Source organism: Nonomuraea sp. NPDC051941 (genome assembly GCF_044593615.1).
This window is the reverse complement of record NZ_JBIUCF010000033.1, coordinates 65,879-83,634: the sequence shown is the minus strand read 5'-3', so window position 1 is coordinate 83,634 and position 17,756 is coordinate 65,879. Positions and strand designations below refer to the sequence as shown.

The following is a 17,756-nucleotide window of genomic DNA, read 5'->3' as shown; positions in this document are numbered from 1 at the left end:
AAAGTCGTGCCTTTCAGTCGAAGTGGCACGTCACTTCTGCGAAAGGACGAGCCGGGACGTGCGGCGCACGCCGCACAGGGGTTCTGGTCACCCGCCGTACGGGCGGGTCAAATCATTTAAGGGGGGAACACACCGGGCACCGGCCGCAGGCGATGCAGACGCGCGATGAGACGTCAGGTGCGTTTGGTACCAACGCCGGGATGCTATCTGAAATTCCCCGGACGGGCCCGGACCTTCCGCAACCCTCTATGGCACGCTGAAACGGCTGACGAGTCAACATCAGCCGTTTCAACAGAAAAGATCAGACATTGAATCCTAGCATACGGAGCTGATCGCGCCCTTCGTCGGTGATCTTGTCCGGGCCCCACGGCGGCAGCCAGACCCAGTTGATCTTGACGTCGGACACCATGCCGTCGAGCGCCGAGTGGGCCTGGTCCTCGATGACGTCGGTCAGCGGGCAGGCCGCGCTGGTCAGCGTCATGTCGATGGTGGCCACGGGCCGCAGGCCGTCGGCGGGGTCGAGGTTGAGCCCGTAGATGAGGCCCAGGTCGACCACGTTGATGCCGAGCTCGGGGTCCACGACGTCCTTGAGCGCCTCCATGACCTCTTCGACGGTGGTCTCGCCGTCGAAGTCGGTCGGAGTCTCCACCGGCTTACTCATCGGGCACTCCTCACTACCGCATCCTTGTAGGCCATCCACGAAAGCAACGCGCATTTGACGCGCGCCGGGAACTTGGCCACGCCCGCGAACGCGACCGCGTCGCCGAGCACCTCTTCGTCCGCCTCGACCTGTCCCCTGCCCTGCATGAGCCTGGTGAACTCGTCGACCACGGAGAGCGTCTCCTCGACCGTCGAGCCGGTGGCGAGCTCGTGCAGCACCGAGGCGGCGGCCTGGCTGATCGAACAGCCCTGTCCGTCGTAGGAGACGTCCAGGACCTTGCCCCCGTCGCCCACCTTCACCCTGAGCGTGATCTCGTCGCCGCACGTGGGGTTCACGTGGTGAACCTCGGCGTCGTACGGCTCACGCAGCCCCCGCCCCTGCGGGTGTTTGTAGTGCTCCAGGATCAGCTCCTGGTACATCGACTCGCCGATCATGGCTATGCGAACACCTTCTGAACGTGATGGAGGCCGCGGACCAGAGCGTCGATCTCGCCCGTGGTGTTGTACAGGTAGAACGACGCCCGCGTGGTCGCCGGTATTCCAAAGCGTAGGTGCAGGGGACGCGCGCAGTGGTGACCGACGCGTACGGCGACGCCGAACTGGTCGTCGAGGATCTGGCCGACGTCGTGCGGGTGGATGCCCGCCAGCGTGAACGACACCGTGCCGCCCCGCTGCTCCAGCGAGTCGGGCCCGATGAGGCGCAGGGTGGGCACCTCGCGCAGGGCGTCGAGCGCGTAGGCCGTCAGCGTGCGCTCGTGCGCCTCGATGGCCTCCATGCCGACCTCGGTGAGGTAGTCGACGGCCGCGCCCAGCCCGATGGCCTCGACGATCGGCGGCGTGCCGGCCTCGAACTTGTGCGGCACCGGCGCGTACGTCGAGTGGTCCATCCAGACCGCCTCGATCATCTCGCCGCCGCCCAGGAACGGGGGCATGGCGTCGAGCAACTCGGCCTTGCCCCACAGGACGCCGATGCCCGACGGGCCGACCATCTTGTGGCCGGTGAAGGCCACGAAGTCGGCGCCCAGCTCGGTGACATCGACCGGGTGGTGCGGCACGGACTGCGACGCGTCCAGCATGATCAGCGCGCCGACCTCGTGCGCCCGCCTGGCCACCTCGGCGACCGGGTTGACGGTGCCGAGCACGTTGGACTGGTGGGCGATCGAGACGATCTTCGTCCGCTCGGTGATCACGGACGGGTCGTAGTCGAGCCGTCCCTCGTCGGTGACGCCGAACCACTTCAGCCTCGCGCCGGTGCGCTGCGCGAGCAGCTGCCACGGCACGATGTTGGAGTGGTGCTCCATCTCGGAGATGACGATCTCGTCGCCGGCCCCGAGCGTGAAGCGCGGATCGGTGTTGATGGGGTTGCCGAAGGCGTACGCGACGAGGTTGAGCGCCTCGGAGGCGTTCTTGGTGAAGATCACCTCGTCGCGCGACGGCGCCCCGACGAACGCGGCGACTCTGTCGCGGGCGCCCTCGTAGGCGTCGGTCGATTCGGCGCCGAGCACGTGCATGGCCCGTCCGACGTTGCTGTAGTGCAGCGCGAAGTGGTCACGCATGGTCTCGATGACCTGGTTGGGCTTCTGTGAGGAGTTGCCCGAGTCGAGATAGACGAGCGGGCGCCCGTCGGGCAGCTCGCGGGAGAAGACCGGGAAATCCTTCCTGATCTTCTCCACGTCAAAGCTGAGCTGTGTCATGCAGATGCCTTCGTGTACTGCTCGTAGCCCTCGGCCTCGAGCTTCTCGGCCAGCTCGGGGCCGCCCTCCTCGACGATCCGGCCGCCCGCGAAGACGTGGACGAAGTCCGGCTTCACGTAGCGCAGGATGCGGGTGTAGTGCGTGATCAGCAGCACGCCGGTCTCGCCGGAGGCGCGGAAGCGGTTGATGCCCTCCGACACCACGCGCAGCGCGTCGACGTCGAGGCCGGAGTCGGTCTCGTCGAGCACCGCGATCTTCGGCTTGAGCAGCTCGAGCTGGAGGATCTCGTGGCGCTTCTTCTCACCGCCGGAGAAGCCCTCGTTGAGGTTGCGCTGGGCGAAGGCGGCGTCGATGGACAGCGCGTCCATGCCGTTCTTGAGGTCCTTGGCGAACTCGCGCAGCTTCGGCGCCTCGCCGCGGACCGCGGTGACGGCCGAGCGCAGGAAGTTCGAGACCGACACGCCGGGGACCTCGACCGGGTACTGCATGGCCAGGAACAGGCCCGCGCGGGCCCGCTCGTCGACCGACAGCTCCAGCAGGTCCACGTCGTCGAGCAGCACCTGGCCGCCGGTGATCGTGTATTTCGGGTGGCCGGCGATCGCGTAGGCGAGCGTCGACTTGCCCGAGCCGTTGGGGCCCATGATGGCGTGGGTCTCGCCGGAGTTGACGGTCAGGTTGACGCCGCGCAGGATTTCCTTGTCCTCGACGGCGACGTGGAGGTCGCGGATCTCAAGGGTGGACATTGTTGTTATGACTCCTTCGAGAGCGAGACGAGCACGTCGTCGCCGTCGATCTTGACTGTGTAGACGTTCACGGGCTGGGTGGCGGGCGGGCCGGTGGGCTTGCCGGAGCGCACGTCGAAGCACGAGCCGTGCAGCCAGCACTCCAGGGTGCCGTCGTAGACCTCGCCCTCGCTGAGCTTCACCTCGGCGTGGGAGCAGACGTCACGCAGGGCGAACACCTCGCCGCCCCTGCGCACGAGCGCCACCGGCGTCTCGTCGACCTCCACCCCGATGACTCCCCCGTCGGGGATGTCGTCGAGCTTGCAGACCTTCTCGAACGAACTCATCTCGCGAGCTCCGCCTCCAGCGCGCTCAGCACGCGCTCGCGGATCTCCTCGACCTCGATCTTCTCGACGAGCTGGCCGAGGAAGCCCCTGATGACCAGGCGGCGGGCCTCGTCGTAGGGGATGCCGCGGGCCTGGAGGTAGAAGATGTGCTCGTCGTCGAGCCGGCCGGAGGCGGAGGCGTGCCCCGCCCCGGCGACCTCGCCGGTGAGGATCTCCAGGTTGGGCACCGAGTCGGCGCGGGCGCCGTCGGTCAGGATGAGGTTGCGGTTGAGCTCGTAGGTGTCGGTGCCCTCGGCCTCGACCCTGATGATCACGTCGCCGATCCAGACGGCGTGCGCGTCCTCGCCCTGCAGGGCGCCGCGGTAGTCGACGTTGCTCTTGCAGTTGGGCTGCGAGTGGTCGACCAGCAGGCGGTGCTCCAGGTGCTGCCCGGCGTCCACGAAGTAGACGCCCGACATGTCGGCGTCGCCGCCGGGAGCGGTGTAGGACACGTTGGGCGACAGGCGTACGAGGTCGCCGCCGAGCGTCACCACGAAGCTGCGGAACGTCGCGTCCTTGGCCAGCTGAGCGTGGTGGTGGGAGACGTGGACCGCGTCGTCCTCCCAGTCCTGCAGGCTGACGACCCTGAGCGAGGCCCCGTCGCCGACGACGAACTCGATGTTGTCGGCGTAGACCGCGCTGCCCTTGTGGTCGAGCACGACCACGGCCTCGGCCAGCGGCTCCACCTTGACCACGATGTGGCCGTACGCGGCGCCGTCACCGGAGCCGGTGAGCGTGAGCACGGTCGGCTTGGAGGTGACGGCCTCGCGCGGCACCGTGATGACGGTGGCCTTCTCGAAGCTGTTCCACGCCTGGGCGCTGACCCGGTCGGTGGGCACGAAGGCCTTGCCGACCCGGGCGTCGTCGCGGCCGACCGTCTCGACCGTGACCTCGGGCGCCGCGTCGACGTCCACCCGGACGTGACCGACGGCCTCGGCCTTGCCGCTGTGCAGGCCCTTGAGGCGGGAGAGCGGCGTGAAGCGCCACGCCTCCTCGCGCCCGGTCGGGACCTCGAAGTCGCCCAGCTCGTAGGACGCCTTCTCGTGCAAGGTCGACAAGGGCTTCTCGTTCAGGCCCATCAGCCGACGGCTCCTTCCATCTGCAGCTCGATCAGCCGGTTGAGCTCGAGCGCGTATTCCATGGGCAGCTCACGCGCGATCGGCTCCACGAAGCCGCGCACGATCATCGCCATCGCCTCGTCCTCGTCGAGCCCGCGGCTCATGAGGTAGAACAGCTGGTCCTCGCTGACCTTGGAGACCGTGGCCTCGTGGCCCATCTTGACGTCGTCCTCGCGGACGTCGACGTAGGGGTAGGTGTCGGAGCGGCTGATCTGGTCGACCAGCAGGGCGTCGCACTTGACGGTGCTGGCGCTGCCGTGGGCGCCCTCCTCGATCTGCACGAGACCGCGGTAGGAGGTCCGGCCACCGCCGCGCGCCACCGACTTGGAGATGACGCTGGAGCTGGTGTTGGGCGCCAGGTGCACCATCTTGGAGCCGGCGTCCTGGTGCTGGCCCTCGCCCGCGAACGCGACGCTCAGCGTCTCGCCCTTGGCGTGCTCGCCCATCAGGTAGACGGCCGGGTACTTCATCGTGACCTTGGAGCCGATGTTGCCGTCGATCCACTCCATGGTCGCGCCCTCGTAGGCCACGGCGCGCTTGGTGACCAGGTTGTAGACGTTGTTCGACCAGTTCTGGATGGTCGTGTAACGGCAGCGGGCGTTCTTCTTCACGATGATCTCGACGACCGCGCTGTGCAGCGAGTCGGAGGAGTAGATCGGCGCGGTGCAGCCCTCGACGTAATGGACGTAGCTGTTCTCGTCCACGATGATCAGGGTCCGCTCGAACTGGCCCATGTTCTCGGTGTTGATCCGGAAGTAGGCCTGCAGCGGGATCTCGACCTCGATGTTCGGCGGCACGTAGATGAACGAGCCACCGGACCACACGGCGCTGTTGAGGGCGGCGAACTTGTTGTCGCCCACCGGGATGACCGAGCCGAAGTATTCCTGGAAGATCTCCGGGTGCTCCTTCAGGCCCGTGTCGGTGTCGAGGAAGATGACGCCCTTCTCCTCGAGGTCCTCACGGATCTTGTGGTAGACGACCTCGGACTCGTACTGGGCGGCGACACCGGCGATGAGGCGCTGCTTCTCCGCCTCGGGGATGCCGAGCTTGTCGTAGGTGTTCTTGATGTCGGCGGGCAGCTCGTCCCAGGAAGCAGCCTGCTTCTCGGTGGAGCGCACGAAGTACTTGATGTTGTCGAAGTCGATGCCGGTGAGGTCAGAGCCCCAGGTGGGCAGCGGCTTGCGGTCGAACAGGCGGAGGCCCTTCAGGCGAAGGTCGAGCATCCACTCCGGCTCGTTCTTCAGAGCGGAGATGTTGCGGACGACCTCCTCGGACAGGCCGCGCTTGGCCGCCGCCCCGGCGGCATCCGGGTCGGCCCAGCCGAACTTGTAATTCCCGAGGCCTTCCAGCTCCGGGCGGTCGGTGACAGTCACCTTCCGGTCTCCTTGCTCTTGTCTCTATGTGCGGATTCACCCAGCGACTGTGGGCTCACATGTGTCGTGCAGACCCCGTCGCCGTGGGCGATCGTGGCCAGGCGCTGCACCGGGGTGCCGAGCAGTTGCGCGAACGCCTCCGTCTCGGCCTCGCAGAGCTGCGGGAACTCCGCAGCCGCGTGGGCCACCGGGCAGTGGTGCTGGCAGAGCTGGTCGCCGCCCGACTTGGCCTTGCTGGCCGAGGCGGCATACCCCTCCGCCGACAGCGCCTGCGCCAGCACTTGTACGCGCTGGTCCGCCGGCACCGTCCGCATGACCGGCTCCAGCCGCTTGAGCAGGCTCGAGACCTGCAAGCGGGCGAAGTCGGCCACCGCTTCCTCTCCCATGCGCTCGGCCAGGAAGCGCAGCGCGCTCCCGGCGAGGTCGTCATAGGCGTGCTCGAAAGCACTGCGCCCCGCGTCGGTGATCGCGAACAGCTTGGCGGGGCGTCCGCGCCCGCGCTGCCCCCGCGGCCCGACCGTGCGAGGCTCTATCATCCCGTCAGCCAGCAGCGCGTCCAGGTGACGGCGGACGGCGGCGGAGGTGAGCCCCAGCCGCTCGCCCAGCGCGGCGGCCGCGACGGGACCATGCTCAAGGATCAGCCGGGCGACGCGGGCACGCGTGCTCCGCTCGCTTCCTGGCTCGATCCCCGACATGTTTTTCACAACATCAGTGTGCCGTAATTCCTTCCCGGTTCACAAACGGATCTGAGCAGCCCGGGAATGGAATTTCTCACGCAGGGTAGCCTTACCTAACTCTTCCGCAGGAAGGCGAAGGTCAAGCTTGAGCAAAGGATGAGGCCCAGCATCACGCAGGCCATCGGCACGGCGCTGGTGGCGCCCGCGAGACCGACCAGCGGGGCCGCGGCCGCGCCGAGCGCGAACTGCAGCACGCCGAGCAGGGCCGAGGCGCTGCCGGCGATCTGCGCGGGCTGACTGGCCAGGGCCAGCGCGCCGGTGGCCGGCATGACCAGACCCTGGCCGAGCATGATGACGAACAGCCCGCCCACGATGCCCCACAGGCCGAGCCCGGTGAGCGCGGCGGTCAGCAGCAGCGAGGCACCGGTCAGGGCGACGGCGAGCCCGGTGATCACGAGGGTCACCGGCGGCACCCGTCCCGACAGCCGGCCGCCGAGCTGGGCCATGGCGGTCAGGCCGAAGGCGTTGAGCCCGAAGATGAGCGAGTACTGCTGCGGCGTGGCGCCGTACACCTCCTGGAGCACGAACGGCGAGCCGGAGATGTAGCCGAACATGGCCGCGAACGCCAGGCTCGCGGTCAGCGCGGTGCCCATGAACGTCCGGTCGCGCAGGAGCCTGCCGAACGTGCCGACCGTGTGCTTGAGGCCGCCGCTCTCGCGCTCGGCCGCGGGCAGCGTCTCGCGCACGCCCCCCAGGACGGCCAGCAGCAGCACGATCCCGGCGACGCTGAGCGCCACGAACACGCCGCGCCACGAGGTGAACTCCAGCAGCTGCGCGCCGGCGATGGGCGCCAGGATCGGCGCCAGGCCGCTGACCAGCATGAGCGTGGCGAAGATGCGGGCGATGGCGGCGCCGTCGTACAGGTCGCGGACGACCGCCCGCACGATCACCAGGGCCGCGCCGCCCAGCACGCCCTGCAGCAGGCGGAAGGCGATGAGCATGGGCACCGACGGCGCGAACGCGCACAGCAGCGAGGCGACCATGAAGCCGGCCACGCCCACGATCAGAGGTGTCCTGCGGCCGCGCACGTCGCTGACCGGACCGGCGATCACCTGGCCGATGGACACGCCGATGAGGCAGGCGGTGAGGGTGAGCTGGACCTGCGCCGGCGCGCTGAGCATCTCGGAGGTGATGGCGGGCAGCGCCGGAAGGTACATGTCGATGGACAGGGGCCCGATCGCCGACAAGGCGCCCAGGATCACCAACAGCAGCCCGCGGCTGCTCCCCCTCCGCTCGATCCCGATGGTGGACGTGGACGTGGCTTCGGCCGCCACGGACATGCGTGATCCCCTCTCCCTCGCAGGCCTTTGGCCCACGAGGGCCGAGAGATCAAACCAGGATCCGGTCCTCCGAATTCCCGGTCATCAGATATTTCACACGATTTCGTGAAGCTGGATGACGGAGAACGCCGCGCCCTGGGGATCGGTGAGCATCGAGAACCGGCCGGGCGGCGCCTCCATCCCCCGCACCAGCACGCTCGCGCCGGCTCCCTCGGCCGCGGCCGTCGTGGCTTCGAGGTCGGCGACCGCGAAGTACGTCATCCAGAACGACGGCGTCGCCGCCGGGTAGTCGGAGAACATCTCGACCATGCCCGCGACGGCCCGCTCCCCCATCTGCCACTCGGTGTACTTGATCCCGTCCATCTCCTGCAGCCGCGGCATCCAGCCGAAGACGGCCGGGTAGAAGCTCTCGGCGGCCGACGGGTCACGCGTGACCAGCTCGTTCCAGCAGAACGAGACGGGCTCGTTGACCAATTGCGCGCCGGGGTGGTTGCCCGCCTGCCAGGCGGCCGCGTACGAGCCGTCAGGGGCCTGGAAGACCGTCATGACGCCTTCGTCGAAGACCGCCATCGGCTCCATGGTGACGGCGCCGCCGGCGTTCCTGACGCGCTCGGCGAGCGCGGCGGCGTCGTCGGTGGCGACGAACATGTTCCAGAACGAGGGCGACCCCGCGCCCATGACCGGCCCCAGCCCCGCGACCTGCCTGCCCTGGTAAAGGAACATCCCGTAGCCACCGGCCTCGGGGTCGTCGATCATGTCGGCCTGCCAGCCGAAGACCTCACTGTAAAACCGGGCGGAAGCTTCGACGTCGGTGCTGGACAGGTCCACCCAGCACGGGACTCCCGGGTCGTACCCACTGCGTTGCGCCATTGCGCCCTCCTGCTACATGGAGCTCGTCGTCAGACTTTCACCTCTGTTGGCGCCTTTCTGGGAAATGGCCGGGTCAAGACATGTCCAAATCCGGCCAACCCCACCTGCGGCTCGAACCGCCTGCCCCAGTCCCTAAACTCGTGGCCATGGAGTCCCCAGCCGTCGAGATCATCGGCCTGGTCAAACGCTACGGCGGCATCACGGCCGTGGACGGCCTCACGCTGCGCGCCGAGCGGGGCGCGGTGACCGCCGTGCTCGGGCCCAACGGCGCGGGCAAGACGTCCACGGTGGAGATCTGCGAGGGGTTCCGCAGGGCCGACGCGGGCACCGTCCGCGTGCTCGGCCTGACGCCCACGCTGCCCGAGCTGCGGCCGCGGGTGGGGGTCATGCTGCAGTCGGGCGGTGTGCCGCCCGCCATGCGCTGCGCCGAATGGCTGCGCCTGGTCTCGCGCTTCTACGCCCGTCCCCTCGACGCGGGGGCGCTGCTGACGCGGCTGGGGCTGGCCGATCACGTACGCACCCCCTACCGGCGGTTGTCGGGCGGGCAGCAGCAGCGGCTTTCGCTGGCCGCGGCCGTCGTCGGGCGGCCCGAGCTGGTCTTCCTCGACGAGCCGACGGCCGGGCTCGACCCTCAGGCCCGGCACGCCTGCTGGGAGCTGGTGGGCGAGCTGCGCGGGGCGGGCGTGTCGGTGGTGCTGACCACGCACCACATGGACGAGGCCGAGCGGCTGGCGGACCAGGTCGTGATCATCGACAAGGGCCGGGTGGTGGCCGAGGGCAGCCCGGCCTCGCTGACGGGCGCCGAGCGGCAGCTGCGCTTCCGGGCCCGGCCGGGGCTGGCGCTGGAGGAGCTGCTCAACGCGCTCCCCACGGGCAGCGCGGCCAAGGAGTCGCCCGCCGGGCACTACATCATCGAGGGTCAGGTGGGTCCCGAGCTACTGGCCACGGTGACCGCCTGGTGCGCGGCCGAGGGCGTCACGGCCGACGATCTGCGCATCGAGCGCCGCACGCTGGAGGACGTCTTCCTGGAGCTGACGGGCAGGGAGCTGCGATGACCGGATCGGAGCGCGCGCCCGCCGGGCAGATCGCGCTGGACTTCACGCCCGCGCCCGGGGCGGCGCCGTTCCCGCGCATGGTCCTCGCCCAGGCGGGCGCGGAGATCCGGGCGATGCTCCGCAACGGCGAGCAGCTGCTGCTCACCCTGATCATCCCGGTGCTGCTGCTGACCGGGTTCTCGCTGGCGCCGCTGATCGACATCGGCGGCGGCAGGCGCATCGACTTCCTGGCGCCCGGCGTGCTGGCGCTGGCCGTCATGTCCACGGCCTTCACCGGCCAGGCCATCGCGACCGGCTTCGAGCGCCGCTACGGCGTGCTGAAGCGGCTGGGCGCGACCCCGCTGTCCAGGGCCGGGCTCATGCTCGCCAAGACGTCCGCCGTGGTGGCCGTGGAGGTCATCCAGGCCGTGGTGATCGTGTGCGTCGGCCTGGCGCTGGGGTGGCGGCCGCACGGGTCGTTCCTGAGCGCGGCACTGCTCATCGTGCTGGGCACGGCGGCGTTCAGCGGGCTGGGGCTGCTCATGGCCGGCACCCTGCGCGCGGAGGCCACCCTGGCCGCCGCCAACCTCGTCTACCTGCTGCTGCTGGGGGCCGGCGGGGTGATCTTCCCGCTGTCGAAGTTCCCCGAGGGCATGCGCCAGGTCCTGGAGCTGCTGCCCATCTCGGCCCTGACCGGCGGCCTGCGCGCGGTCCTCTCTCAGGGCGCCGCGCTGCCCCTCGGCCCGCTGGCCGTGCTGACCGTGTGGGCGGTGCTGTCGCTGGGGCTGGTCTCGCGTACGTTCCGCTGGGAGTAGCTCGGCTCACCCGGTACGGGGCAGCTCGCCGTGCAGGGTGCCGTAGCGGTGCCTGGTGAGCGCGGCCGCGGCCGTCAGCGGGATCGCGGCGGCGGCCGCCAGGCCGAACAGCAGGGCGTAGCGGCCGTGCTCGGCCAGCGGGCCGGCCGCCCATGACGCGACCGCGCTGCCCACGAAGAGCGCGCAGGCGAAGAAGGCGATCGTCGTCCCCCTGGCCTCGGGCACCACCGACGTCGCCCACGTCTGCAGCGAGGAGTGCAGGAAGGACCAGCCGCCGCCGAGCAGCAGCGCCGTGACCGCCACGGTGGCCATGTCCACGTGCACGGCGACGATGGCGAACCCGGCGCAGAGCTGCGCCCCGCCCACCGTCATCAGCGCGGGAGTGGGCCAGCGCCCCGACAGCCGCCTGACGAGCTTCGTGAACAACCACAGGCCCAGCCCGTACGCGGTGATGGCGAGCCCGGCCACGGCGGCGGCGTACCCCGCGTGCTCCAGGGCGGTGGCCAGGAACGGCATGGCGCCGAGCATGATCGCGCCCTCGACGAACGCGAGCCCGAACACCAGCAGCGCCCAGCCGTGCCCGAGCACCGCGCCCAGGTACCGGCCGACACCGAACCCCCGGCCGTGCGGGAGGGAGCGGGACGGCTCCGGCAGCGAGCGCAGCGCGAGCGCGCAGGCCAGGGCGCAGGCGGCGGGCACGGTGAACGCCACCCGCCAGTCCACCAGGCCCGCGAGCACCCCGCTCAGCCCGGTGGCCAGGGCCGTGCCGAGGGCGGCGGCGCCCATCAGATCGGTCAGCGCGCGTTGCCGGGTCGACGGCTCCACGGTGTCGCCCACGTACGTCAGCCCGGTCGGGATCACCGCGCCGAAGCAGGCGCCCGTCACGATCCTGGCCACCACCAGCGCTCCCAGGACCGGCATCAGCGCCGAGGCCAGCCCAGCCAGCGCCGCGCCGAACAGCGTCCCGCGCATCACCCGCACCCGGCCGAACCGGTCGGACAGCAGCCCCCACAGCGGCTGGGTGAGCCCGTAGGCGAGGTAGTAGCCGCTGGCGGCCGCGACGGCGGCGGACAGCGGGACCTTCAGGTCCACCGCGATCAGCACGAGCATGGGGCTCACGGCGAAGCGGTCGAAGCTGCTGACGAACGAGGCCGCGGACAGGGCCAGCGGCGGCCGGGCGAGACTCGTGGGGGACTTCATACGATCAATGATCCAAGAGCCATCCAGAACACCCTATGTCGGGTCATGTCGCAGGCCACGAGTACGCTCTGACCGTCATCCCCTGAAGCCCGTGAGGAGTCCTGTGACCGCGTTCGCCCTCGACGATCCCTTCGATCGCGGCTCCGGCCTGCCCAGGCCGGGAAACCTGCTGCGCACGGCCGCCGACTCGATCCCGCCGTCCGGGCTCGTGCTGCTGGCCATCGTCTCGGTGCAGCTGGGCGCCGGGTTCGCGAAGGAGCTGTTCGCGGCGCTGCCGCCGAGCGCGGTGGTGTTCCTGCGGATCACGGCCGGGGCGCTGATCATGGGGGCGCTCGTCCGGCCCCGGCTGAAGGGCCTGTCCTGGCGCGACTGGGCGGTGGGGATCGGGTTCGGGGTGACGCTCGCCCTCATGAACCTGACGTTCTACGAGGCTTTGTCGCGGCTGCCGATGGGGATCGCGGTGGCCATCGAGTTCCTGGGGCCGCTGGGGGTGGCCGTGGCGGCCTCGCGGCGCAGGATCGACCTGCTGTGGATCGGCCTGGCCGGCGCGGGTGTGGTGCTGCTGGCGCCATGGGGGCAGTCGGCGTCGGTGAGCTGGCTCGGCATCGGGTTCGCGATGCTGGCGGCCGTCGGCTGGGCCGGGTACATCCTGCTGTCGGCGGCGGCCGGGCAGCGATTCCCCGGGACGAGCGGGCTGTCGTTCGCGATGATCGTCTCAGCCCTGGTGGTCGCCCCCGTCGGCATCGCGACGGGCGGGGCGGAGCTGCTGCAGCCGGAGTTGCTGCTGATCGGGCTCGGCGTGGGGCTGCTGTCGTCGGTGATCCCGTACTCGCTCGAACTCCAGGCGCTGCGGCGGATGCCCAAGCACGTGTTCGGCATCCTCATGAGCCTGGAGCCGGCCGTGGCGGCGCTGATCGGCGTGATGCTGCTGAACGAGGTCCTGCACGCGCAGCAGTGGGCGGCGATCGTCTGCATCGTGGCCGCCAGCCTGGGCTCGACCCGGCGGCGCAAGGTCTGACGCGGGAGCTGTGGCGGGCCGCCGCGCGCCCGTGGGATGGGGTCTCGGGCGCGCGGCGGAGGGCTCGGCTTTGGTGGGCGGGGTAGGCCGAGCCCATGGAAGGTCAGCGGAGTGCGGGTGTCCGCGTGACCAGGCATGCGCCACCCACCGGAATCGGTGGTGGCCGGTCCGCTTGGGACCTGGACGACGGGGCCGCCGGCGGACGCTTGGGGCGTCGCTCTTTCGACCCGAGATGAGAGTACCGCCATCCCGGTCCGCGCGATCCCCGAATGTCAGAACTTAGTGGGCGAAAAACGGACGAGTCCACCCACCAGCGGCTTCTCAGTGCTCGGCCCAGATCCCCCGCACGTGGCCGATGTGCTCCTTCATGAGGTGTTCGACGGCCTGGCGGTCGCCGCTCTTGAGCGCGTCGAGCAGCGCCAGATGCTCCCTGGCCGACTCGCCCAGCACGTCGCGCTCCCGGAGCTGGGACAGGCCGTAGAGCCTGGCCCTGTTGCGCAGGTCGCGCACCACCTCGACCAGGTGGGCGTTGCCCGCCAGGGTCAGCAGCTCGACGTGGAAGCGCAGGTCGGCGTCCACGTATGCGAGCAGGTCACCGCGTTCGGCGGCCGAGACGATCTCCTCGGCGACGGGCCTGAGCCGCTCGAGCTCCGCCTCCCGCGCGCCGCCGGCCAGCCGCGCGACGGTGGGCACCTCGATCAGCTGGCGGATCTCGGTGAGCTCGTCGAGGTCGCGGTCGGACAGCTCGGTCACCCGGAAGCCCTTGTTGCGCACCGCCTCGACCAGGCCCTCCTTGGCGAGGTCGAGCATGGCCTCGCGCACCGGCGTGGCCGAGACGCCGAACTGGGCGGCCAGCACCGGCGCGGAGTAGACCACTCCCGGCCGCATCTCGCCGGTGATCAGCGCGGCACGCAGCGCGTGCGCGACCTGCTCGCGCAGGCTCTGCCGCTCCCCCACCATCGGCAGGTCGAGCCGGTCCTCGGCAGCCATCCGCATCCCTTTCTATCTCCACGCCTCGTACGCGGCGGCCGCGACCACGAGGTCCTCCCAGGCCATGCCCGTGCTCTTGAACACGCGCGGCCCCGTGCCGGCGACCACCCGACCCGCGACGAGGTCGGCGAGGTTGCCCGCGAGATGACCAGCGGTGATCGTGCCCTCGCGGATCGGGATGAGCAGATCGCCCGCCTCCTCCAGGGCGGCCGCCCTGGCCTCGACGACCACGGTGGCGCGGGCGATGAGGTCGCCGTCGAGCTCGCGGGCGCCGGGCTCGTGCGACCCGACCGCGACGACGGTGCCGCCGTCGCGGGCGAGCTTACCCGGGAACAGCGGTTCTCTCGCTGTCGTGCAGCACGCGACGACGTCGGCCCCGGCCAGTGCCTCCGCCGCGTCGGACTGCCGCAGGGCGCGGGCGGTCAGGCCGAGCGCGCGGCAGCGGCCGGCGAGCGCCTCCGCGCGGTCCTGGTCGCGCCCGACCACGGTCACGTCCTCGATGGGCCGCACCTCCCGCAGCGCGAGCACGTGCCCCCACGCCTGCGGGCCGCTCCCGAACAGCACCAGCCGCCGGGCGTCCCCGTCCGCCAGGTGGCTGACGGCGAGCGCCGAGACGGCGGGGGTGCGCAGGGAGGTGAGCGCGATCCCGTCCAGGGCCGCGAGCGGGGTGAGGGTGTCGCCGTCGAACAGCAGGTACGTCCCCTGGATCCGGGGAAGCTCGCGATCGGGGTTGCCTGGCGCGATGGTGACGGCCTTCACCCCCGCGTACCGTCCGGCCGCGGCGGGCATGAGCAGGAGCTGCCCGGCCGGCAGGTCCACGATCGGCCGTTGTGGCGTGGCCTCGGGGTCGAGGCCGGCGCGCAGGGCGTCCTCCAGGATCCGTACGGCGCGCCCCATCGGCACCAGCCGCTCCACCGTGGCGGCGTCGAGATATGGCAGTCCGGTCATCGCAGCGTGAACCCCACACCCATCGGATCGTCGGAATCGAGCTCGAAGACGTGCCGCCCGGTCCGGTAGGCCATGCCTTCGATCTCCGGGACGACCCCCTCGTCGCGTACCTCGGCCACGCGCGCCAGGAAGGTGCTCCCGACGACGCCGTCGTGGATCAGGGGCGCGCGCAGCCCCGAGTCGTGCAGCAGCGCCATCCGCGCCGCCGTGCCCGACCCGCAGGGCGAGCGGTCCACCTCCCCGTCGGCGAACACCGTCACGTTCCGCTGGTGCGCGGCCCCGTCCCGGTCCGGCAGCTCGTCGTAGAAGATCACGCCGTAGACGCCGGACAGCCGGTCGTCGGACGGGTGCCGGGCGGCCGGATGGTCCGCCAGGTCGGCCTTGATGCGGCGGGCGTGGCCGATGAGCGCCGTCAGGTTCGCGGGCTCCACGGACAGGCCCACCGCCGCGGCGGGCAGCGACGCGTAGATCGCGCCGCCGTACGAGACGTCGACCTTGGTCCTGGCGGCGGCCACGTCCCGCGCCACCACGAACGACGGCACGCTGACGAACGTCACCCCGGTCACCTTGCCCCCGGAGCAGCGCACCCGCGCCGTGACGCGCCCCGACGGCACGTCGACGACCACGTCGGTCTCCCCGTCGGGGTCGGCGGCCACCAGCCCCTCGTGCACGGCGTAGGCGCCGAGCGCGATGGTGCCGTGGCCGCACGCGGTGGAGAACCCGTCCTTGTGCCAGAACAGCGCCCCGAACGCGGCCCCCGGGTCGTCCGGCGGGACGAGGAAGCAGCCGTACATGTCGGCGTGGCCGCGCGGCTCCTGGCACAGCAGCCGCCGCACGTCGTCGAAGCGGGGGTCGGCGGCGGCAGCGGAGCGGCGCGAGAGCACGTCCGCCCCGGGGACCTCGGGCACGCCGCCGGTCACGATCCGGAACGGCTCCCCGCCCGTGTGGTAGTCGGTCGTCGTGATCGTGGTCCCGGCCAGGCCGGAACCGCGATCGTCACGCTCGCTCACAGCTCGAACCCGGCGGGGAACGGGTCGCGCGGGTCCAGGAAGTATTGGGCGGTGCCGGTGACCCAGGCGCGGCCGGTGATCGAGGGCACGACGGCCGGCCCGCCGCCCACGGTGGTCTCCTCCAGCAGCCGCCCGATGAACCGGGTCCCGATGAACGACTCGTTCACGAAGTCCCGGCCGAGCGGCAGCTCCCCTCTGGCGTGCAGTTGCGCCATCCGCGCGCTGGTGCCGGTGCCGCACGGCGAGCGGTCGAACCAGCCCGGGTGGATGGCCATGGCGTGCCGCGAGTGGTGGGCGTCCGAGCCGGGGGCGGCGAAGTAGACGTGGTGACAGCCGCGGATGCGGTCGTCCTCGCGGTGGACGGGCTCGTCGGCCGCGTTGATCGCCTCCATGGTGGCCAGGCCGGCGGCGATGATCTCGTTCTTGGCCCTGCGGTCGAAGGGCAGGCCGTAGGAGTCGAGGTCGACGACGGCGTAGAAGTTGCCGCCGTACGCGAGGTCGTACGGGATCTCCCCGAACCCGGGCACCTTCACGACGGCGTCGAGCCGGTCGCTGTAGGAGGGCACGTTGCGCAGCGTCACCGCCATGGCCTGGCCGTCCTCGACGGCCACGTCCACCTCGACGAGCCCGGCGGGCACCTCCAGGCGCACGGTGGTGACCGGCTCCACGACCTCGACCATGCCCGTCTCGACGAGCACGGTGGCCACGCCGATGGTGCCGTGCCCGCACATCGGCAGCAGCCCCGACACCTCGATGAACAGCACGCCGTAGTCCGCGTCCGGCCTGGTGGGCGGCTGCAGGATGGCGCCGCTCATGGCGGAGTGGCCGCGCGGCTCGGTCATCAGCAGGGTGCGGATGTGGTCGAGGTTGTCACGGAAGTAGACGCGCCGCTCGGCCATGCTCGCGCCCGGGATCACGCCTATCCCGCCGGTGATGACGCGGGTGGGCATGCCCTCGGTGTGGGAGTCGACGGCGTGGAAAACGCGTTTTGTCCTCATCGCAGCCCTTCTGCCAGTGCCTTCTCGGTCGCCGCTCGCACGATAGCGGCCTGCTCGTCCGTCAGCGGCTGCCTGGGCTGCCTGCACGGCCCGCCATGGCGGCCCGCGAGGTCCATGGACAGCTTGATGGCCTGGACGAACTCCGTCTTGGAGTCCCAGCGCAGCAGGGGGTGCAGGGTCCGGTAAAGAGGCAGCGCGGTCTCCAGGTCGCCGGCGACGGCGGCGCGGTAGAGCGCGGCGTTGGAGACGGGCAGCGCGTTGGGGTAGCCGGCGATCCAGCCGACGGCCCCGGCCACGGCGAGCTCGAGCAGCACGTCGTCGGAGCCGATCAGCAGGTCCAGCTCGGGGGCCAGCTCGGCCAGCTCGTACGCGCGCCGCACGTCGCCGCTGAACTCCTTGATCGCCACGATCAGGCCCTCCTCGTGCAGCCTGGCCAGCAGCGCGGGAGTCAGGTCCACCTTGGTGTCGTACGGGTTGTTGTAGGCCACGACGGGCAGGCCCACCTTGGCAACCTCGCGGTAGTGCTCGATGACGGCCCGTTCGTCGGCGCGGTAGGAGTTGGGCGGCAGCAGGAGCAGCGAACCGCAGCCGGCCTCGGCCGCCTGCTCGGCCCACCGGCGCGACTCCGCGGCGCCGTACGCGCCCACTCCGGCCATCACCCGGCGCCCGCCCACGGCCTGGACGGCGGTCTCGACCACCTTGGCCCGCTCCTCCGCGGTGAGCGTCTGGTACTCGCCCAGCGAACCGTTGACCGCGACGCCGTCGCAGTCGTTCTCGACCAGCCAGCGGCAGTGGTCGGCGTAGCCGTCGTAGTCGACGGAGAGGTCGTCGCGCAGGGGCAGCGCGGTGGCCACCATGATGCCGTGCCAGGCTTTGGTGCGGTTGTCCATCGGAAAGTCCTCC

The 17,756-nt window shown here is 70.7% G+C and carries 19 protein-coding genes; 3 read left to right on the top strand and 16 right to left on the bottom strand.

Annotated features, from left to right (window positions below):
* Positions 1-301: 301 nt before the first annotated feature.
* From ACIHFD_RS42400 to ACIHFD_RS42355, 10 genes are all read right to left on the bottom strand, one after another.
* Positions 302-661 (bottom strand): metal-sulfur cluster assembly factor, encoded by a 360-nt coding sequence (locus ACIHFD_RS42400; protein ID WP_397371732.1) that lies wholly within the window; start codon positions 659-661, stop codon positions 302-304.
* Positions 658-1,095, bottom strand: a complete 438-nt coding sequence (sufU, locus tag ACIHFD_RS42395; RefSeq protein ID WP_350740058.1) for a Fe-S cluster assembly sulfur transfer protein SufU — start codon at positions 1,093-1,095, stop codon at positions 658-660. The genes ACIHFD_RS42400 and sufU overlap by 4 nt, the downstream gene beginning before the upstream one ends.
* 2 nt (positions 1,096-1,097) lie before the next feature.
* Positions 1,098-2,354 carry a cysteine desulfurase gene (locus ACIHFD_RS42390; RefSeq protein ID WP_397371731.1) on the bottom strand — a complete coding sequence of 419 codons (1,257 nt, stop codon included), beginning with the start codon at positions 2,352-2,354 and terminating at the stop codon, positions 1,098-1,100.
* Positions 2,351-3,097: a Fe-S cluster assembly ATPase SufC gene (sufC, locus tag ACIHFD_RS42385; protein WP_397371730.1), complete on the bottom strand. Its 747-nt coding sequence runs from the start codon at positions 3,095-3,097 to the stop codon at positions 2,351-2,353. Before sufC ends, ACIHFD_RS42390 begins: the two co-directional genes overlap by 4 nt.
* Before the next feature lie 5 nt (positions 3,098-3,102).
* Positions 3,103-3,423 carry a non-heme iron oxygenase ferredoxin subunit gene (locus ACIHFD_RS42380; RefSeq protein WP_397371729.1) on the bottom strand — a complete coding sequence of 107 codons (321 nt, stop codon included), beginning with the start codon at positions 3,421-3,423 and terminating at the stop codon, positions 3,103-3,105.
* The gene (sufD, locus tag ACIHFD_RS42375; protein ID WP_397371728.1) at positions 3,420-4,541 is read right to left on the bottom strand and encodes a Fe-S cluster assembly protein SufD; all 1,122 of its coding nucleotides are present in this window, start codon (positions 4,539-4,541) and stop codon (positions 3,420-3,422) included. Before sufD ends, ACIHFD_RS42380 begins: the two co-directional genes overlap by 4 nt.
* Positions 4,541-5,953: a Fe-S cluster assembly protein SufB gene (sufB, locus tag ACIHFD_RS42370; RefSeq protein ID WP_350740043.1), complete on the bottom strand. Its 1,413-nt coding sequence runs from the start codon at positions 5,951-5,953 to the stop codon at positions 4,541-4,543. Before sufB ends, sufD begins: the two co-directional genes overlap by 1 nt.
* Entirely contained in the window at positions 5,950-6,648 is a 699-nt protein-coding gene (locus tag ACIHFD_RS42365; RefSeq protein ID WP_397371780.1) for a helix-turn-helix transcriptional regulator, read from the bottom strand. The genes sufB and ACIHFD_RS42365 overlap by 4 nt, the downstream gene beginning before the upstream one ends.
* A gap of 95 nt (positions 6,649-6,743) precedes the next feature.
* On the bottom strand, positions 6,744-7,970 hold the full coding sequence (locus tag ACIHFD_RS42360; RefSeq protein WP_397371727.1) for a multidrug effflux MFS transporter: 1,227 nt from the start codon (positions 7,968-7,970) through the stop codon (positions 6,744-6,746).
* A gap of 93 nt (positions 7,971-8,063) precedes the next feature.
* The gene (locus tag ACIHFD_RS42355) at positions 8,064-8,840 is read right to left on the bottom strand and encodes a VOC family protein (protein ID WP_397371726.1); all 777 of its coding nucleotides are present in this window, start codon (positions 8,838-8,840) and stop codon (positions 8,064-8,066) included.
* A 146-nt stretch (positions 8,841-8,986) separates the two neighbouring features.
* Between ACIHFD_RS42355 and ACIHFD_RS42350 the strand changes: the two genes are divergently transcribed.
* Both ACIHFD_RS42350 and ACIHFD_RS42345 read left to right on the top strand, forming a co-directional pair.
* Positions 8,987-9,895 carry an ABC transporter ATP-binding protein gene (locus tag ACIHFD_RS42350; RefSeq protein WP_355200642.1) on the top strand — a complete coding sequence of 303 codons (909 nt, stop codon included), beginning with the start codon at positions 8,987-8,989 and terminating at the stop codon, positions 9,893-9,895.
* Complete coding sequence (locus ACIHFD_RS42345) at positions 9,892-10,689, top strand: ABC transporter permease (protein ID WP_397371725.1); 798 nt, start codon at positions 9,892-9,894, stop codon at positions 10,687-10,689. The genes ACIHFD_RS42350 and ACIHFD_RS42345 overlap by 4 nt, the downstream gene beginning before the upstream one ends.
* Positions 10,690-10,695: 6 nt before the next feature.
* Here ACIHFD_RS42345 and ACIHFD_RS42340 read toward each other — a convergent pair whose 3' ends face one another.
* Positions 10,696-11,889, bottom strand: coding sequence for an MFS transporter (locus ACIHFD_RS42340; protein ID WP_397371724.1), 1,194 nt, complete (start codon positions 11,887-11,889; stop codon positions 10,696-10,698).
* Between the two features lie 103 nt (positions 11,890-11,992).
* On the opposite strand from ACIHFD_RS42340, the gene ACIHFD_RS42335 reads away from it, so the two are divergent.
* A complete protein-coding gene (locus tag ACIHFD_RS42335) occupies positions 11,993-12,907 on the top strand; it encodes an EamA family transporter (RefSeq protein ID WP_397371723.1) in 915 nt (304 codons plus the stop codon).
* Between the two features lie 321 nt (positions 12,908-13,228).
* On the opposite strand, the gene ACIHFD_RS42330 is transcribed toward ACIHFD_RS42335, so the two are convergent.
* The 5 genes from ACIHFD_RS42330 to ACIHFD_RS42310 are packed head-to-tail and all read right to left on the bottom strand — an operon-like array spanning position 13,229 to position 17,743.
* Complete coding sequence (locus ACIHFD_RS42330; protein WP_350740024.1) at positions 13,229-13,897, bottom strand: GntR family transcriptional regulator; 669 nt, start codon at positions 13,895-13,897, stop codon at positions 13,229-13,231.
* A gap of 12 nt (positions 13,898-13,909) precedes the next feature.
* A complete protein-coding gene (locus ACIHFD_RS42325) occupies positions 13,910-14,845 on the bottom strand; it encodes an ornithine cyclodeaminase family protein (RefSeq protein ID WP_397371722.1) in 936 nt (311 codons plus the stop codon).
* Positions 14,842-15,855 carry a proline racemase family protein gene (locus ACIHFD_RS42320; RefSeq protein WP_397371721.1) on the bottom strand — a complete coding sequence of 338 codons (1,014 nt, stop codon included), beginning with the start codon at positions 15,853-15,855 and terminating at the stop codon, positions 14,842-14,844. The genes ACIHFD_RS42325 and ACIHFD_RS42320 overlap by 4 nt, the downstream gene beginning before the upstream one ends.
* A complete protein-coding gene (locus tag ACIHFD_RS42315; protein WP_364260228.1) occupies positions 15,852-16,853 on the bottom strand; it encodes a proline racemase family protein in 1,002 nt (333 codons plus the stop codon). Before ACIHFD_RS42315 ends, ACIHFD_RS42320 begins: the two co-directional genes overlap by 4 nt.
* A complete protein-coding gene (locus tag ACIHFD_RS42310) occupies positions 16,850-17,743 on the bottom strand; it encodes a dihydrodipicolinate synthase family protein (RefSeq protein ID WP_350740013.1) in 894 nt (297 codons plus the stop codon). Before ACIHFD_RS42310 ends, ACIHFD_RS42315 begins: the two co-directional genes overlap by 4 nt.
* Between the last annotated feature and the right edge of the window lie 13 nt (positions 17,744-17,756).

Bases quoted from the DNA above. Each gene is read 5' to 3' on its own strand.
- ACIHFD_RS42350 (WP_355200642.1), top strand. From the start codon at position 8,987: ATGGAGTCCCCAGCCGTCGAGATCATCGGCCTGGTCAAACGCTACGGC.
- ACIHFD_RS42325 (WP_397371722.1), bottom strand. From the start codon at position 14,845: ATGACCGGACTGCCATATCTCGACGCCGCCACGGTGGAGCGGCTGGTG.
- ACIHFD_RS42380 (WP_397371729.1), bottom strand. From the start codon at position 3,423: ATGAGTTCGTTCGAGAAGGTCTGCAAGCTCGACGACATCCCCGACGGG.
- ACIHFD_RS42330 (WP_350740024.1), bottom strand. From the start codon at position 13,897: ATGGCTGCCGAGGACCGGCTCGACCTGCCGATGGTGGGGGAGCGGCAG.
- ACIHFD_RS42340 (WP_397371724.1), bottom strand. From the start codon at position 11,889: ATGAAGTCCCCCACGAGTCTCGCCCGGCCGCCGCTGGCCCTGTCCGCG.
- ACIHFD_RS42355 (WP_397371726.1), bottom strand. From the start codon at position 8,840: ATGGCGCAACGCAGTGGGTACGACCCGGGAGTCCCGTGCTGGGTGGAC.
- ACIHFD_RS42315 (WP_364260228.1), bottom strand. From the start codon at position 16,853: ATGAGGACAAAACGCGTTTTCCACGCCGTCGACTCCCACACCGAGGGC.
- sufU (WP_350740058.1), bottom strand. From the start codon at position 1,095: ATGATCGGCGAGTCGATGTACCAGGAGCTGATCCTGGAGCACTACAAA.
- sufD (WP_397371728.1), bottom strand. From the start codon at position 4,541: ATGGGCCTGAACGAGAAGCCCTTGTCGACCTTGCACGAGAAGGCGTCC.
- ACIHFD_RS42345 (WP_397371725.1), top strand. From the start codon at position 9,892: ATGACCGGATCGGAGCGCGCGCCCGCCGGGCAGATCGCGCTGGACTTC.
- ACIHFD_RS42365 (WP_397371780.1), bottom strand. From the start codon at position 6,648: ATGTCGGGGATCGAGCCAGGAAGCGAGCGGAGCACGCGTGCCCGCGTC.
- ACIHFD_RS42400 (WP_397371732.1), bottom strand. From the start codon at position 661: ATGAGTAAGCCGGTGGAGACTCCGACCGACTTCGACGGCGAGACCACC.
- sufC (WP_397371730.1), bottom strand. From the start codon at position 3,097: ATGTCCACCCTTGAGATCCGCGACCTCCACGTCGCCGTCGAGGACAAG.
- ACIHFD_RS42390 (WP_397371731.1), bottom strand. From the start codon at position 2,354: ATGACACAGCTCAGCTTTGACGTGGAGAAGATCAGGAAGGATTTCCCG.
- ACIHFD_RS42310 (WP_350740013.1), bottom strand. From the start codon at position 17,743: ATGGACAACCGCACCAAAGCCTGGCACGGCATCATGGTGGCCACCGCG.
- ACIHFD_RS42360 (WP_397371727.1), bottom strand. From the start codon at position 7,970: ATGTCCGTGGCGGCCGAAGCCACGTCCACGTCCACCATCGGGATCGAG.